At 60.1% G+C, this 15,650-nt stretch carries 2 protein-coding genes; both read left to right on the top strand.

Features of this window, described 5'->3' with window-relative positions:
- The first annotated feature begins 647 nt into the window (after positions 1–647).
- A complete protein-coding gene (locus C5L10_RS19470; RefSeq protein WP_105431043.1) occupies positions 648–14,828 on the top strand; it encodes an S-layer family protein in 14,181 nt (4,726 codons plus the stop codon).
- A gap of 428 nt (positions 14,829–15,256) precedes the next feature.
- Positions 15,257–15,650, top strand: a 394-nt coding sequence (locus tag C5L10_RS19475; protein WP_172717084.1) for a TolC family protein, incomplete at its 3' end; no start/stop codon positions are given.

A 15,650-nucleotide genomic window follows, 5' to 3' on the forward strand; every position in this document is an offset into this window, starting at 1 on the left:
TGTTAAGATTGTGCTGAAGGCTTCGCTATCGATGCGAGCCTGATCAAGTTGGCGGCGAACAGAAGCACTCGCCGAAGATGATCGACCGGGAGACGATCGGCCGACCTCCGGCGTTCGTTCCAGGAATATATCGGCAGGCTCGATGACGCGGCCAGAGCGTTGAAGCCGAAGTTCATATCGACGTCCGCCCGAGTGACCGCAGAGCTAAAAGGCCACCCCTTTTTCGCTACGCCAGCAGCTATCGGATTGATCCGCACAGTGCTGTCATCGTTGATGTCGAGGCGAAGCTTCCGATTAGCCGGGAAAGCGCGCCGACCTCACCTGCGAGGCGCCACGCGATCTGCCAAATCGAAGTGCTTGATGATGCCCGGCTGCTGAACAGATATGCCGTATCAAGTAACGGCCACGCTTGCTGAACGCCAAAACGCACATGCCGGTGAATCGCCATCTAGAATCGGGGGCTGCCGTCCTGCCGACCCGGTTGGACGAACGCGTGTGGCTTTAATATTACTTCGGCGAGCGTAGTTAACCTTCTATGAAAATTCTTAATTCGATACATAACCCGCTATGTCGGGAAGGTTAAGGAACTATTGCGTTATGTTCAGAGGCGGGATTGATAGCGACATAGTTTTGTTGGGGGTTACACAATGTCCGTTGAAGATCCGCGCCTGTCGAACATCTCGGAAGAAAATCTGACTGAGAATTTCTCGTCGGAAATCCAGGAAGAGATCGCAGCCTCTTCTACGCCGTCTCCGATCGAGCATGAGATCCAGGTGGCGCAGGCCGGTGATGGCCGCACCCCGACGACGGGCCGCGTCCCGACCGATCCGAACGTGCCGGCCGCTGCTCCAGCGGCCCCGGCTGCGGAAGTGACCCCGGACGTCAACAACATCGTTCACCTGGCAACGAGCGTATCGATCGACGATATCCGGGTCGACGGCGCAAACCTGATCCTGGTGCAGGCGGACGGAACCGAGATCGTCATCGTCAACGGTGCGACCAAGATCCCGACGATGCTGATCGGCGAGGTGGAGGTACCCCAGCAGGTGCTCTTCGCCGCCCTGGAAGACAGCGGCATCAACGTCGCAGCCGGCCCGGACGGATCCTTTAGCGCCAGCGGACGCCCGGACAGTTCCGGTGCTGAATTCGACGACTCGATCCAGGCGAGCCAGAACGACCCCATTCAGCTCGCTTCGCTGCTCGGCGATACGGAATTTGGCGATGGCGGAGGGCTTGACGACCGGACGGCGGCGGACGATCAGCCGGACGCCTTCGACATGGGTTCGCCGTTCATCTTCTCCGAAGCGGTTCTTGCCGATGACGTTATCGGCAACGAGACGATCACGGGCACGCTCGGTTTCGACGGCGGTGACGATTTCGGCATTGTCTCCTCGGTGAATTACCAGAGCACTTTTGACATGGCGGAAGGGACCGGCAGCGGTGTTGCTGCGCCGCTCACGTCCGGCGGTCAGGCCGTTACGGTGTCGACCTCGGCTGACGGCCTGACGGTCACCGGCACGATCACCGTCGGCGAGACCACGGTCACCGTTTTCACGCTGACGGTCACCAACCCGACCACCGGCGCCTTCACCTACACGCAGTCGCAGCCTCTCGACCATCCGGATCTCGGTGAGATCGGTGCCGATGACGCCCTGCGACTGAACTTTAGGTTCACGGTCACGGACAAGGATGGCGATTCCGATACCGGCTCGTTCTCGATCGAGATCGGTGATGACGGCCCGTCGATCAGCGGTCCGGTGACGCTCGCTTCGGTGAACGAGGATGATCTTTCGAACGGCAATGACGACGGAGAATCGCACGAGAGCCTCGTCAGTTCGGCAGCTCTTGGCATTTCCTGGGGTGCCGACGCCAATGTCAAGGGCGAGTCGGAAGGCGATTCTTTCGGTCGCTCGATTGCCTTCAATAGCGATGGCCTGCCGCAGAACCTGACGTCGGGTGGCGTTGGCATCGTCTATGGCACGCCGACGGTTTCGGCCGATGGCACGGTCACCATCACAGCATATAAGGGCAATGTGGAAGGCCCGGCGGTCTTCACCGTCACCCTGGATCCGACCTCCGAACACGGCACCGCGACATTCGAGCTGAAGGGGCCGCTTGATCATGCTTCCGGGAGCGATGCTCTTCCGCTGACTTTCAATTATACGGCAACGGACGCCGATGGCGATTCGCAGACCGGCAGCTTCTTCGTCACGGTCGACGACGATATTCCGGTCGTCGGTGAGAACGCGCTGGTTCAGCTCGACGACGATGCGCTGACCGGCGGCATTGCCGGCGGCAACGGCGACGACGCCGATTCCGTCAATGCCACGGGCGTTCTTGCGCATGCCTACGGTGCCGATGGCGCCGGTTCGGTCCTGTGGCTTTCCAACGGCCTGACGTTGCCTGCGGGCTTCAGCGCGGCGCCGTCCGAAGGCGGCACGGTGATGACCATCTTCCAGGGCGACCGCGCGGTCGTCTCGATCACCATTACCGACACGGCGACGGGTGCCTACAAGGTCACCCAGCTGGCACCGATCAACCATCCGCAGGGAACGATCCCGGGGACGGAAGACAACGTACAGTTCACGGTCTCCTACCAGGCCACCGACAAGGACGGCGATGCGGCTGCAACGCCCGGCACGCTGACCATCAATGTCGATGACGATATTCCGATTGTCGTCGACAATGACATCCTGAAGCTTGATGACGATACGCTAGGCGGTAATGCCGATGGTGTAGGTGACGACACGCCAACTGCCACCTCCGGAATCCTTGGCCACAGCTTCGGGGCTGATGTCGCAGGCTCGATCTCGTGGTCGGGCAGCGGGCTCACGCTGCCCTACGGTTTCTGGTTCGTCCGATCGGAAGATGGGTCGCAGTTGACGATCACTCAGAACCAGAATGGGACGTACGTACCCGTGTTCAAGCTGGTCATCGACAGCGCTTCGACCGGCGCCTACCATGTCGAGCAGCTGGCTACCGTCAATCATGCGGGTACCAATCCTGGTTTTGAAGACAATATCTCCGTCACAGTGTCTTACGACGTAAAGGATGGCGACAACGACGTCGCCACCGGCACGCTGACGATCGATCTCGATGACGATACGGCCAAGATCGGTACGCCGTTTGCGGGCGGTATCGTGGAAGAAGAGCAGGGTGTCGTGATCGGCGCCGGCAACGAAGACACGAGCGGCACGGGCGATGCGGACGCTCTGTTCGGCTTGCGAGACCGCACGACGCAGACGACCGGTGGGACGCTTGCTATCTCGTGGGGTTCGGACAATGCCGACAACGAGGCGATCACGTCCGGCGCCGGCAACCGCTCGGTTGCCTTCGGTCCGGCCGCGCTTGCCAATCTCGACGCCCAGAACCTGACCTCCCGCGGTCTTGAACTGGTCTATACGCTGTCGGCCGACGGCACGGTTCTGACGGCGCATGCCGGCACCGAAGCCGGCTCGACCGTGTTCACGGTGACCCTGTCCGACAATGGCAGCGGTTCCTACTCGTTCACGCTGATCGACACGCTCGACCATCCGGCTTCGGGCGAAGACCAGATCGCGCTGAACTTCCAGTTCACGGCGACCGACTCGGACGGCGACACGACCGGTCCGGCAACATTCATCGTCAACGTGATCGACGACGTGCCGACGGCCGGCGGCGTAGGTGCTCGTTACGTCGAAGAAGAAGCGCTTTCGGGCGGCAATGAAGACGTCAGCCCGCTCGGCGTCGAACTCACTGGCGCCGTGCTCAACGGCGGCCCGATCACCGACAAGATCGGTGCATCTCTGAACATCTCCTGGGGCGGAGACGACTCCAACACGGTTGCCAATGGCGGCTTTACCGGCACGCAGGTGATGGGCGACCGCTCGGTGGTGTTTGCGGCCTCCGGTGCTGCTGCGACGGTGGTCGCTGCGGCTGACGCTGCAGCCTTCATGACGGTCAAGAGCGGCAACACGACGCTCGACCTCGCCAGCCTGACCTCCGGCGGCCAGGCTCTTGTCTACACGCTGTCTGCCAACGGCACGGTTCTGACGGCCCATGCGGGCACCGCCAACGGTGCGGCCGTGTTCACGGTGACGCTGAGCGATGCCGGCAAGGGCAGCTACAGCTTCGACCTCGACGGTGTGCTCGATCACCCGGTCAAGGCCAGCGGCGCCAACAACGAAGACGTGCTCACCTTCAACTTCACCGCCACCGCCCGCGACAGCGACGGCGACATCGTCAGGAACAGCTTCCAGGTCAATGTCATCGATGATAGCCCGATTGCCAATCCGGGCGCGGCCTCGACGGTGGAGGACGAAAGCGTCAACTCCGGCAACAACGAGACGGAAGACGGGTACTCGGCCAAGGCCGAACATGTCTCGCTAACCATCCAGTGGGGCGCCGACAATGCCAATGACGGCAACGGTCAGCCGGGCGACCGGGCGGTTGCATTCAGCAATGCGAATGTGACGGTTGTCGGCGAGGCAGGCAATTCGCTGACCTCGCTCGGCGTCGCGGTGCACACGGCGATCCTGGCGAACGGCACGCTGGTCGGCTATACCGGCAACACGGCTCCGACGACGACGGGTGCAGGCAATGTGGTGTTCTTCGCCACGGTCTCCGACATCAACAACGGCGAATACAACTTCACGCTGGTCAAGCCGCTCGATCACGACAACTCGCCGGCCAACAGCGAGAACAGCCTGTCGCTGAAGTTCAACTACACGGCTACCGACTCGGACGGCGACACGTCGTCCAGCACGTTCACGGTCAATGTCGTTGACGATACTGCCAAGATCGTCACGCCGTTTGCGGGCGGTATTGTCGAGGAAGAGCAGGGCGTCGTGCTCGGCGCCGGCAACGAAGACACGAGCGGCACGGGCGATGCGGACGCTCTGTTCGGCTTGCTAGACCGCACGACGCAGACGACCGGTGGGACGCTTGCTATCTCGTGGGGTTCGGACAATGCCGACAACGAGGCGATCACGTCCGGCGCCGGCAACCGCTCGGTTGCCTTCGGTCCGGCCGCGCTTGCCAATCTCGACGCCCAGAACCTGACCTCCCGCGGTCTTGAACTGGTCTATACGCTGTCGGCCGACGGCACGGTTCTGACGGCGCATGCCGGCACCGAAGCCGGCTCGACCGTGTTCACGGTGACCCTGTCCGACAATGGCAGCGGTTCCTACTCGTTCACGCTGATCGACACGCTCGACCATCCGGCTTCGGGCGAAGACCAGATCGCGCTGAACTTCCAGTTCACGGCGACCGACTCGGACGGCGACACGACCGGTCCGGCAACATTCATCGTCAACGTGATCGACGACGTGCCGACGGCCGGCGGCGTAGGTGCTCGTTACGTCGAAGAAGAAGCGCTTTCGGGCGGCAATGAAGACGTCAGCCCGCTCGGCGTCGAACTCACTGGCGCCGTGCTCAACGGCGGCCCGATCACCGACAAGATCGGTGCATCTCTGAACATCTCCTGGGGCGGAGACGACTCCAACACGGTTGCCAATGGCGGCTTTACCGGCACGCAGGTGATGGGCGACCGCTCGATCGTGTTTGCAGCGAGCGCAAGCGTCGCGGCAACAGTGGTCAGCGCGGCCGACGCTGCAGCCTTCCTGACGGTCAAAAGCGGCAACACGACCATCGGCCTCGACAGCCTGACGTCCGGCGGCCAGCACCTGGTCTACACGCTGTCCGGCAACGGCACGGTTTTGGTGGCCCATGCGGGCTCCGCCAACGGTGCTGCCGTGTTCACGGTAACGCTCTCCGACACGGGGTCGGGCCGCTACGACTTCGACCTCGATGGTGTCCTCGACCATCCGGTCAAAGCCAGCGGCGCCAACAACGAAGATGTGCTCACCTTCAACTTCACGGTAACCGCCCGCGACAGCGATGGCGACGTCGTCAAGAACAGCTTCCAGGTCAATGTCATCGACGATAGCCCGGTCATTGCGGGGCCTGCCGGTTCGGGTAGCCTTTCTGAAGCCGGACTGCCCACGGTTTCGTTCGATTTCGACAGCCTCAACATCAAGCTTGGTGCCGACAACAAGAACACCCATGTCGCCATCGGCACGGATGTCCACGGCGCGCCGATCATCAATGCCAACCTCACTTCCGACGGTGTTGCGCTCGATTATGTCATCCGGACCACAAATGGTGTCGATCAGGAACTGGTGGCATTCAAGCATGGCGAGACCGTTGATAACCCGGTCTTTATCGTTGCCGTCCTGCATCCCGGCAGCTTCGCCACGACCCTCTACCAGAACCTCGATCATCCGGCCGGCAGCGACAATCTCACTCTCAATCTCGTCGCCCGCGTCTATGACGGCGACGGCGACTTTGTCGACCAGCCGTTCAAGATCGATGTCACGGATACTATCCCGACGGTCGGCGCTGCTCCTGCCATGCAGACGGTGTTCGAAGACGGCACCCTGGCGCTCAGCGGTGTACCGCTCTCCATTTCGTGGGGTAGCGACGACGCTAATCCGAACGCCGGAAACAATGATCGGTCGATCAACTTCGCCAAGCCGATTGCTGCCAACAACGTCACCATCTCGGGTCCTGCGGGTGCCCTGCCCAATCTGACTTCGAATGGCGCGCAGGTACAGTTTGCGTTCATCGGCGCCTATCTGGTGGGCTTTATCGGCGCAATCGCTCCGGCAAGCGCGACTGACGCCGAGCATGTAGTCTTCAACGTTTTGCTGTCGGATCTCGCTTCGGGCAGCTACACATTCAACCTTCTGCAGCCGCTGGATCATCCCGCGCCGGTGGGCACGGCAGATTATATCGATCTTGCCTTCACCTATCATGCGACGGATTCGGACCACGACACGACCGCCGAGCAGACCTTCGTGGTCCGCGTCGATGCTGCCGGGACGATCGACTCCATCAATTACTCGAACCTGACTTCCAGCGTTTTCGTCAATCTCGACGATGCCGCCCATACGGTTCTCGGACAGAGTGTTGCCGGTGACCGGGCCACCGACGGTGCTCTCGTAGCTGATAAGATTATCGGCATCGACAACGTTACCGGCATCAACGATGCGATCGGCGGCTCTGCCGACGATATCCTCATCGGCGGCGACGAAGCCAACAAGCTCTCCGGCAATGGTGGCGACGACTACCTGGATGGCGGTCTCGGAGCCGATAATCTTGACGGCGGCGAAGGTAACGACACCTTCGTTCTCGGCGCGGACGTGACCGGCTCCGGTACTCGTAACATTCAGCTGGGTGACGGCAGTCTCCTTGCGGTCAATATCGCTGGTCTTGCCGGCACTGCCGACAAGGTTGTCGGTGGCGCAGGAAACGACACGATCATCCTGGAGCGGGATGGCAAATCGGGCTTCGTAGCCGACTACAGCACGGCTTCGGGTTATCTCTCCGGCGTCGAAAAGATTGTTGGTACCGATGGTAACGACGTCATTCTTCTGGCTGCGGGCTCCACTGCGGACGGCGGACCGATCACCATCGAAGGTGGCGACGGCAACGACATCCTCGGTGGTTCGAATTCCGCCGATATCATCAACGGCGGCGACGGCAACGACCTGATTTCCGGCCTCGGTGGCAATGACACCTTGACTGGTGGCAATGGCGACGACGTCATATGGGGCGGCCTCGGTGCCGATACGATCCATAGCGGCGCCGGTAGCGACACCATCGAAATGACTGCCGATCTGACCTACGCTGCGGGTACCCTTCACTCTGTTCCCGTGGTCGGTCTCACAACCGTCGGCGTCGATATTTCTGGCAAGGCCGGTACGCTCGACTCCATCAACGGTGGTTTTGACCTCGGCGATACGGTTTATCTGAAGGCCGGTAGCGAGGGCTTTGTCCTCGACGGCTATCAGACCAACATCGAGGGCGTCGAGCGTATTGTCGGCACGGATGGCGACGATGTCATCGTCATGAGGTCGGACTACGTAACCGACGACGGTGCTGGCCGCACGACTATCGAAGGTGGCCTGGGCAACGACACGATCGTCGGCGGTGCTGGCAATGATTTCCTCGACGGGGGCCAGGGCGCCGATACCCTCGCCGGCGGAGACGGAGCCGACATCCTCAAGGGTGGAGCCGATAACGACGCTCTTTGGGGTGGCAAGCATGCGGATAGCCTTTACGGCAATGGAACGACCAACCAGGGCGCGGACCTGAATGCGACCGCTGGCGAAGCCGACGTTGCAAATTATGGAGCTACCGCGGACAAATATCATGTCTTCTTCGATACTTCGGTACTTCAAGGGGGCGTCGGTATCTGGAGAGTCGAAGCGCTCGACGGTGCACCGGAATACACGGGCAGCAATGTCAACGTCGATACCGACAACCTCTACGGTATCGAACTGATCAAGTTCTCGAACGGTATCGTGCTCGATCTGACGGATCCGGTTCGCGTCTTCGACGGGGTGAACCTGATCGGAACATATGACTCCATCCAGGCAGCGAACGACGCAGCGTCAACGCTTGCAGGCTACCGCATCGAGCTCGTCGGTACAGTCACTGGCGAAGCTGCGACGATCACCAAGGAGAACCTGACGGTTGTCGGCGGCACCGACGATACGGGCATCACCCTGACGTTAAACGGTGTCCAGAACATCACGCTTGATGGTGCGGCACCGATCAACGTGGTCGGCAACGACCTCAGCAATGCGGTCGAGGGCAATGACGGCGCCAACGTCATCACGTCCGGCAAGGCTGGCGACACGCTGAACGGCGGCGATGGGGATGATACGTTCATCCTCAGCGCCGATCTCGACGACGCAACCGGCCAGGGCAGCCGGACAGTAACCTTGGGTGATGGCTCGACCATCAGCGTTTCGCTGGATCATCTTTCCGGCGAAGGCGATAGCCTCAACGGTGGAGCGGGTGTAGATACGGTTGAGTTCGTTTCTGCAGCGGGCGCTGCAGGCTTCGTGTTCGACCGCGCCAACTATCCTGGCACGATTTCGGGCATCGAACGGTTCATCGGTACCGACGGTAACGACATCATTCTGCTGCCGCAGTCCTACACTTCCGGCACCGATCCCCTTTACATGGAAGGTGGTGCCGGCAACGACGTCCTGCAGGGTTCGAACGCTCAGGCCGACCATATTCTCGGTGGAGCTGACGACGACCTCATCTCCGGTCTCGGCGGTAACGACACGCTTGAGGGCGGCAGCGGCAATGACCAGATCTGGGGCGGTCTTGGCGCCGACAAGCTGTATGGCGAAGACGGCAACGACACGCTGGTCGGCGGCAAGGGCGACGACTTGCTCGACGGCGGCACCAACAGTGCGGTTGGCTTCAACCGGCCATCCAACCCCGCATTGGGTGACGCTGCAGCGATTATCGCTTCGGCTTTCGGCGGCGACACCGCAGACTACTCGTCGCTGACGACCGGTGTGCTCGCCAACCTGGGTGACGCCGCAACTTGGCCGGCCGCTATCCCGGCCCACAGCGCAATCGATAGCAACGGCGCCAATGATGCGGTCGGAACGGATACGCTTGTCGATATCGAAAACCTGACGGGCGGGATCGGCGACGATATTCTGGCCGGTGACGGAAACGACAACATTCTCAAGGGTGGTGCGGGTTCCGACACTCTTCTCGGCGGTGCAGGCGACGACCTTCTCATCGGTGGCGACGACAATGTCGGCGATGGCCTCCTTGCAGGTGCTGGCAATGACATTCTCATCCTCGGCAATGGCGGCGGTACGGCCAAGGGCGAGGGTGGCGACGACCTGATCTATGGCGGATCGAGTGGCGATTGGCTCTATGGCGAAGACGATGGTAACCCGAATCCGGCCGACGCCGGTGCCGACACCATCTTCGCTGGTGGCGGCAACGACCATATCGAAGGCGGCGGCGGTGCCGACAAGCTCTACGGTGAGGACGGCGACGATACGCTGGTCGGCGGCAAGGGCGACGACCAGATTTTCGGCGGCACCGGCAACGACACCTTCGTCTATAAGGTTGGCGACGGTGCCGACGTCATCGACGGAGGCACGGAAACCGGCTCGATCTTCCCGGACTACGACGTCCTCAAGATCGCCGGCGATGCCGAGGGCCGCACCTTCACGATTGGCAAGTCGAGCCTGGCGGACCTGCAGAATGTTGCGGCGGCGGACGATCGTCCCGACGTGCTGGTCACCTATAGCGGCACTGGCGGCACGACTGTGCGGGCCGACGAAATCGAAGGCATCGAAATCACCCTGCATGCAGGCGGCGGCACGATCAATGTCGGCGATATCTCCGGCACTGCCATCGAACCCTCGACCATCGTCATCAACGGCGGTACGGGCAATGACACCATCGACCTAACCGGTCTCGCCGGTACCAAGGTGGTCATCAACGATATCGACGGCATCGGCGGAGACACGGATAGCGTAAAGTTGGCCGGCAAATGGGCCGACTACAACGTGACCGAGAGCAACGGTACCTTCACCATCAGCCTGGGCGGCCATGTCGTCGCCACCACGACCAATGTCGAGCAGTTCGTCTTCACCGGTGAAAGCGGTGGCGGCATCGTCACGGCCGATCAACTCCTCAACGACGCACCCTTGGCGATTGCCGACAGCAATTCTGTCGTCGAAGCCGGCGGCGTCGCCAACGGAATTGGTGGTATCCCTTCGGCAACCGGCAATGTCCTTACCAATGATACCGACGCCGACTCGGGTAATTTCGACACCAAGACCGTCACCTCGGTCCAGTTCGGCATCGACTCGGCAGCCAACGTTCCGTCCAACAACAACAATGCCACGGTTGCCGGAGTCTACGGCACGCTCACCATCCATGCGGATGGCAGCTATGCCTACGCCCTGGACAACAATGACACCGACACCCAGGGCCTCGGTCAGGGTACCCAGGTCAGCGAAATCTTCACCTACACGATGGCTGATGCCCATGGGGTGGAATCCTCGGCCGAGCTCAAGATCAACATCACCGGCACCAATGACGCACCCGTGGTGGATGTGATTGGGGCCTTCACCATTGATGAGGGCACGACCTGGAGCGTCAGCCATGACGTGATCAAGGAGTTCATAGACAACCATGTCGCGGACGTTGACACGCCGCAGGCGGGATTGACCTATTCGGTCGTCGTCAACGGCGTCACGATTTCCACTTTTACCAGCGCGACCATTCCGGCCGAGATTTCCTACACCCCGGCCGCGAACTTCAACGGGCAGCTGAACGCTCAGCTCGCCGTATCCGACGGTATCGCCACGACTACCCGTGACTTCAACATCAACGTCACTCCGGTCAACGATGCGCCGATCGCCGTCAATGACTACTTCTCCACAAACGAAGATACCGCCCTCTCGGGGCTGAAGCTCTTCGCTAATGATAGCGACGTCGAAGGCGGTCCCCTCACCGCTAACGGCATTACCGTTGGAGGCCAGCTGGGCGGATCCATCTCGTTTGAACAGAATGGTACCTTGTACTACAAGCCGCTGCCCAACGAGAGCGGATATGCGATCCTGCAATACGGCGTTTCCGATGGAAACCTGACCAGCACGGGCACGGTTACCATCGACGTCCGTCCGATCGCCGACACCGCTACGATTTCCGGTTCCGGCCTGGGCAACGAGGACGCTACGGCCGCTCTGAGCCTCTCCATCGCCCTCGGTGATACCGACGGCTCGGAAAAGGTGACGCGGGTCGAACTGTCGGGCTTCCCGCTGGGTGCGACTTTCAACCAAGGCGCGCTGGAAGGCGGTGTCTGGGTCATTACCAATACCGCCGGAGTCAACACCGGCGGCCTGACGATGACGCCTCCGGCCAATTATGCCGGAAACTTCAATCTCAGCGTTTCGGCAACCGTCCTCGACAGCGCCATCCTGTCCGACCTTGCGGTCCACACGGATACCAAGGTGTCGACGGGTTCGATCGGCGTCAGCATTACCCCGGTCAACGATGCGCCGGTCATCACTTCCGGCACTACCGGCGGTGAAGCCGAGAACGCCGCAATCTCCAACGTCATCTATCAGACGGTCGCGAGCGATGTAGATGGGACTTTGCCGAGCTACACGTTGAGCGGAGACGACGCAGCGCTGTTCGACATCTCGTCAACCGGGGCGGTAACCTTCAAGGCCTCGCCGAACTTTGAGGCACCGGCGGATGCCAATCACGACAATGTCTACAATATCGTCGTCAATGCCAGCGATGGCGTAGCCCCCGCGGCTACGCAGTCGGTCGCCATTACCGTGACAGACGTCAACGAAGCTCCGACGATCACGTCGGCTGCGATGGCGACGGCAGCCGAGAACACAGCAACTGGCAATGTCGTGTATCAGATTGCCGCGACCGATCCGGAAGGCACCACGCTCACGTATACGGTGACCGGCGCAGATGCGGATTTGTTCAACGTCTCCTCGACCGGCGCGGTCACGTTCAAGAACGCGCCGGATTTCGAGGCACCGGCGGATGCCAATGACGACAACGTCTACAACATCATTGTCAATGTCAGCGACGGCGTGAACCCGGCAACGGAACAGGACGTCGCAATTACCGTGACGGACGTCGTTGAGGTCGTAAATGCCGCTCCCGCCACCGGCGCCGACACTGTCCTCACCAATGTCGGGAACAACGGTACGGTTTATATTCCCGAATGGGCACTGCTAAATAATGATACCGATGCGGATGGTAATAGTCTCGACGTCGCCAATGTAGGGGGTGCTCTTGGCGGAGTGCAGTCCCATACGCCAGGAACCGGCAGTGCCGGGCAGGTCGGCTTTAACGATAACACCGGTGGTCTCGGAGGAAGTTTCACATACCGAGCCGACGATGGGATCACTCAGGGTAACGCGGTTACCGTTACAATATCGAATACCGGTACGGGCAACATAAATCTGACCGGTGGTGCTGGCGGTGAGATCATCATTGGCAATAGCGGCGACGAGATCATTACTGGTAATGCTGGTCGTGATGTTCTGATCGGCAATGGGGGCAACGACTGGTTCTTCGTCAATTCGGGTGACTTCGTCGCAGGCGAAGTTATCGATGGCGGCAGCGGTTCGGATGAGATCTATGCCTCGATGGGGAATGGAACGAGCCTAGATCTGACTGTCGGCACTGTCCGCAACGTGGAAAGCGTGGAATTTGCCTCTCCTTTTGGTTTCCAAAACTACGATCAGACGCTGACGCTAACTGCGGCCCAATGGGGGGATCTGTCCGAAATCGACATGGGTGACGGAACCGACACCATCAATGTTCAGGTTCGCGGTGCGATGGACATTGCCAATGATGGTACGACCACGATCTATAATAACGAGACGGGCAACCTGCTCGGTTCTTCCGGTGATGATGCTTTGACATTGACCGGGAGCCAACTGGATCGGATCCTTTCGGGTACCGGTAGCCGAGTCGATCTCGGCGGGGGTAATGATACGATTTCTCTGACCACGACCTCCGACGATCTGAACAGTATTGGCTCCGGTAGCGACAGTAGGCTCAGCGGCGTCGAATCTGTGTCGGCTGCCAGCGCAGGGAGTAGCGTTACTATTAACCTGTCGGCTCAGACGGAAGCCTTCAACATCACCGGTGGCTCGGGCGCGGATGATCTGCGTGGCGGTTCGGGCAATGATAAGATCGTCGGCAATGGCGGCGGAGATTTAATCGTAGGTGGTGCCGGCAATGACACGCTAACCGGTGGTACCGGCAGTGACGTCTATCGTTGGGGAAGTGAAGCATTGTCCGGCGTAAATACCGATCGGATTATGGGTTATACCAATAACGAGCGGATCGATATCACGTCGCTTCTCTCGGGTAATCCGAGCACCAGCGGTCGCGTTAGGATCGTTGTCGATGGCGACGACCTCCTCGTCAAGGTTGACCAAAATGGTGGCGGGGACAGTTATGTTGAAGCTTACCGACTTGTTGGTGCGATCTCGGGCGGTGTGACCTCCGTGAATGTCTATTATGGTACAAACGATCATAATATCGGCAACAGCAACTGGGTCTCGGGTCAGGACCCCATCATCCTCGATCTCGACCGCAACGGCTTCGCCTTCACATCCCTCGAAGACGGCGTGAAGTTCGACATCGATGCTGATGGCCACAAGGATCAGGTGGCCTGGACCAAGACCGATGGCATCCTTGCCTTTGATGTCGACGGCAATGGCAAGATCGACAACGGTTCGGAAATCTTCACCCCGAACTTTGCCGGTGGCGCGCATGCCGGCGGTGTGGCGGCGCTTTCGACGCTTGACGTCAACCATGACGGCAAGATCGATGCCTCCGACACCGGCTTCGACAAGCTGCTGGTCTGGCAGGATGCCAACGGCAACGGCGTCAGCGACGAGGGCGAGCTGAAGGGCCTGAACGACTACGGCATCACCGGCATCTCGCTCGATGCCGAGAGCGCGGAAGGTTATATCGACGGTCAGTCACTGTTTGCAGAAGGTTCGTTCACCTATGCCGACGGCTCGACCGGCTCCTTCGTGGAGGTCGGGTTCGACACCCTGTTCAGCGATGCGCCCGACCACGTGCTGGTCGGAACGGACGGCGACGATATCCTCGCCGCCATGCCGGGCCTGACGCAGATGACCGGCGGTGCCGGCGCGGATACGTTCGTGCTCGATCCTTCGGCCCTGCACGAACTGGACATGGCCGACATCATCACCGACTACAAGTCGAACGAAGGTGATGCGGTCGATGTTTCGAAACTTCTCGACACCCTGCTTGGTCATCAGGCAACCGGTGAAGAGGCTGCCGCGAACGTTCGCACCACGATTGCCGGCAACGACACGACCGTCAGCGTCCAGGTCGCGACCGACAGCTGGAAGGATGTCGCCGTGCTTCAGAACCACACGGAAGCCGTCAAGATCCTCTTCGACGACGACAAGCACTCGGCCAACATCTCGCACGTATAAAGTGAAGAGTGTTGCAAGCCGGAAACCAGAGAAAAGGCGCGCAAGCGCCTTTTCTTGTTTAAGTAATGTCTTGCTGAACAAGTTGATGGCAAGCGACTGTTCTAGTTTTATACAGTTGGCAGGCGTGGAGCGCGTGTATCCTCGCCCCGGGGAAAGCAGTTCTCCATGTGTCCCGGCGGCTACACAGGAGGTAAATGTATACGCTTGAGCATGAGTCGCCGAACCGCAAGTTTTCTAGTTCATATCTTAAATCGTAAATGTCCCCATAGAAACAATCAGATGGATTGTAGAATTCGGTAATCACCCGCGGGGCCTCGCGATTGTCATGGGATTTCGGATCTCTGAATTAAAAGTCGTAAAGCTTCCCCGCGAAATCGCCGCAGTATATGAATGCCGAGATGGGATTTTAATCGGCGAGGGGCTTCCGATTGTTTAAGAGCACAAGAATTTTAGCGACGCTGTTGGCGACTGTAGCCTTGGGGGTTGTGTTTAGCGCACCTGCCAACGCGATGACGCTCGATGAGGCGGTAGCAAGGACTCTCAAAACCAACCCGCAAATCATGCAGGCGGTAGAAAACCGTGAAGCGGTCGAGTTCGAGTTGCGGCAGGCACGGGGTCTTTATCTTCCTTCGATAGATTTGCAGGCAGGTGTAAGCCGCCGCAGACTGTCTAACAGCAGTACTGGCACGCTGACCCGCGATTACGAAAACTTCAAAGGCTCCGATGCGAGCCTGACGATTACTCAAACGTTGTTTGACGGCGGCAGCCGGCGCTCTCAGGTAGAGCAGCAGGCGTCGCGCGTTGATGGCGCTTCGTTCCGCG

It is taken from the genome of Neorhizobium sp. T6_25 (genome assembly GCF_002968555.1).
In the GTDB taxonomy this organism is placed as follows: Bacteria; Pseudomonadota; Alphaproteobacteria; order Rhizobiales; family Rhizobiaceae; genus Neorhizobium.

Bases quoted from the DNA above. Each gene is read 5' to 3' on its own strand.
- C5L10_RS19470 (WP_105431043.1), top strand. From the start codon at position 648: ATGTCCGTTGAAGATCCGCGCCTGTCGAACATCTCGGAAGAAAATCTG.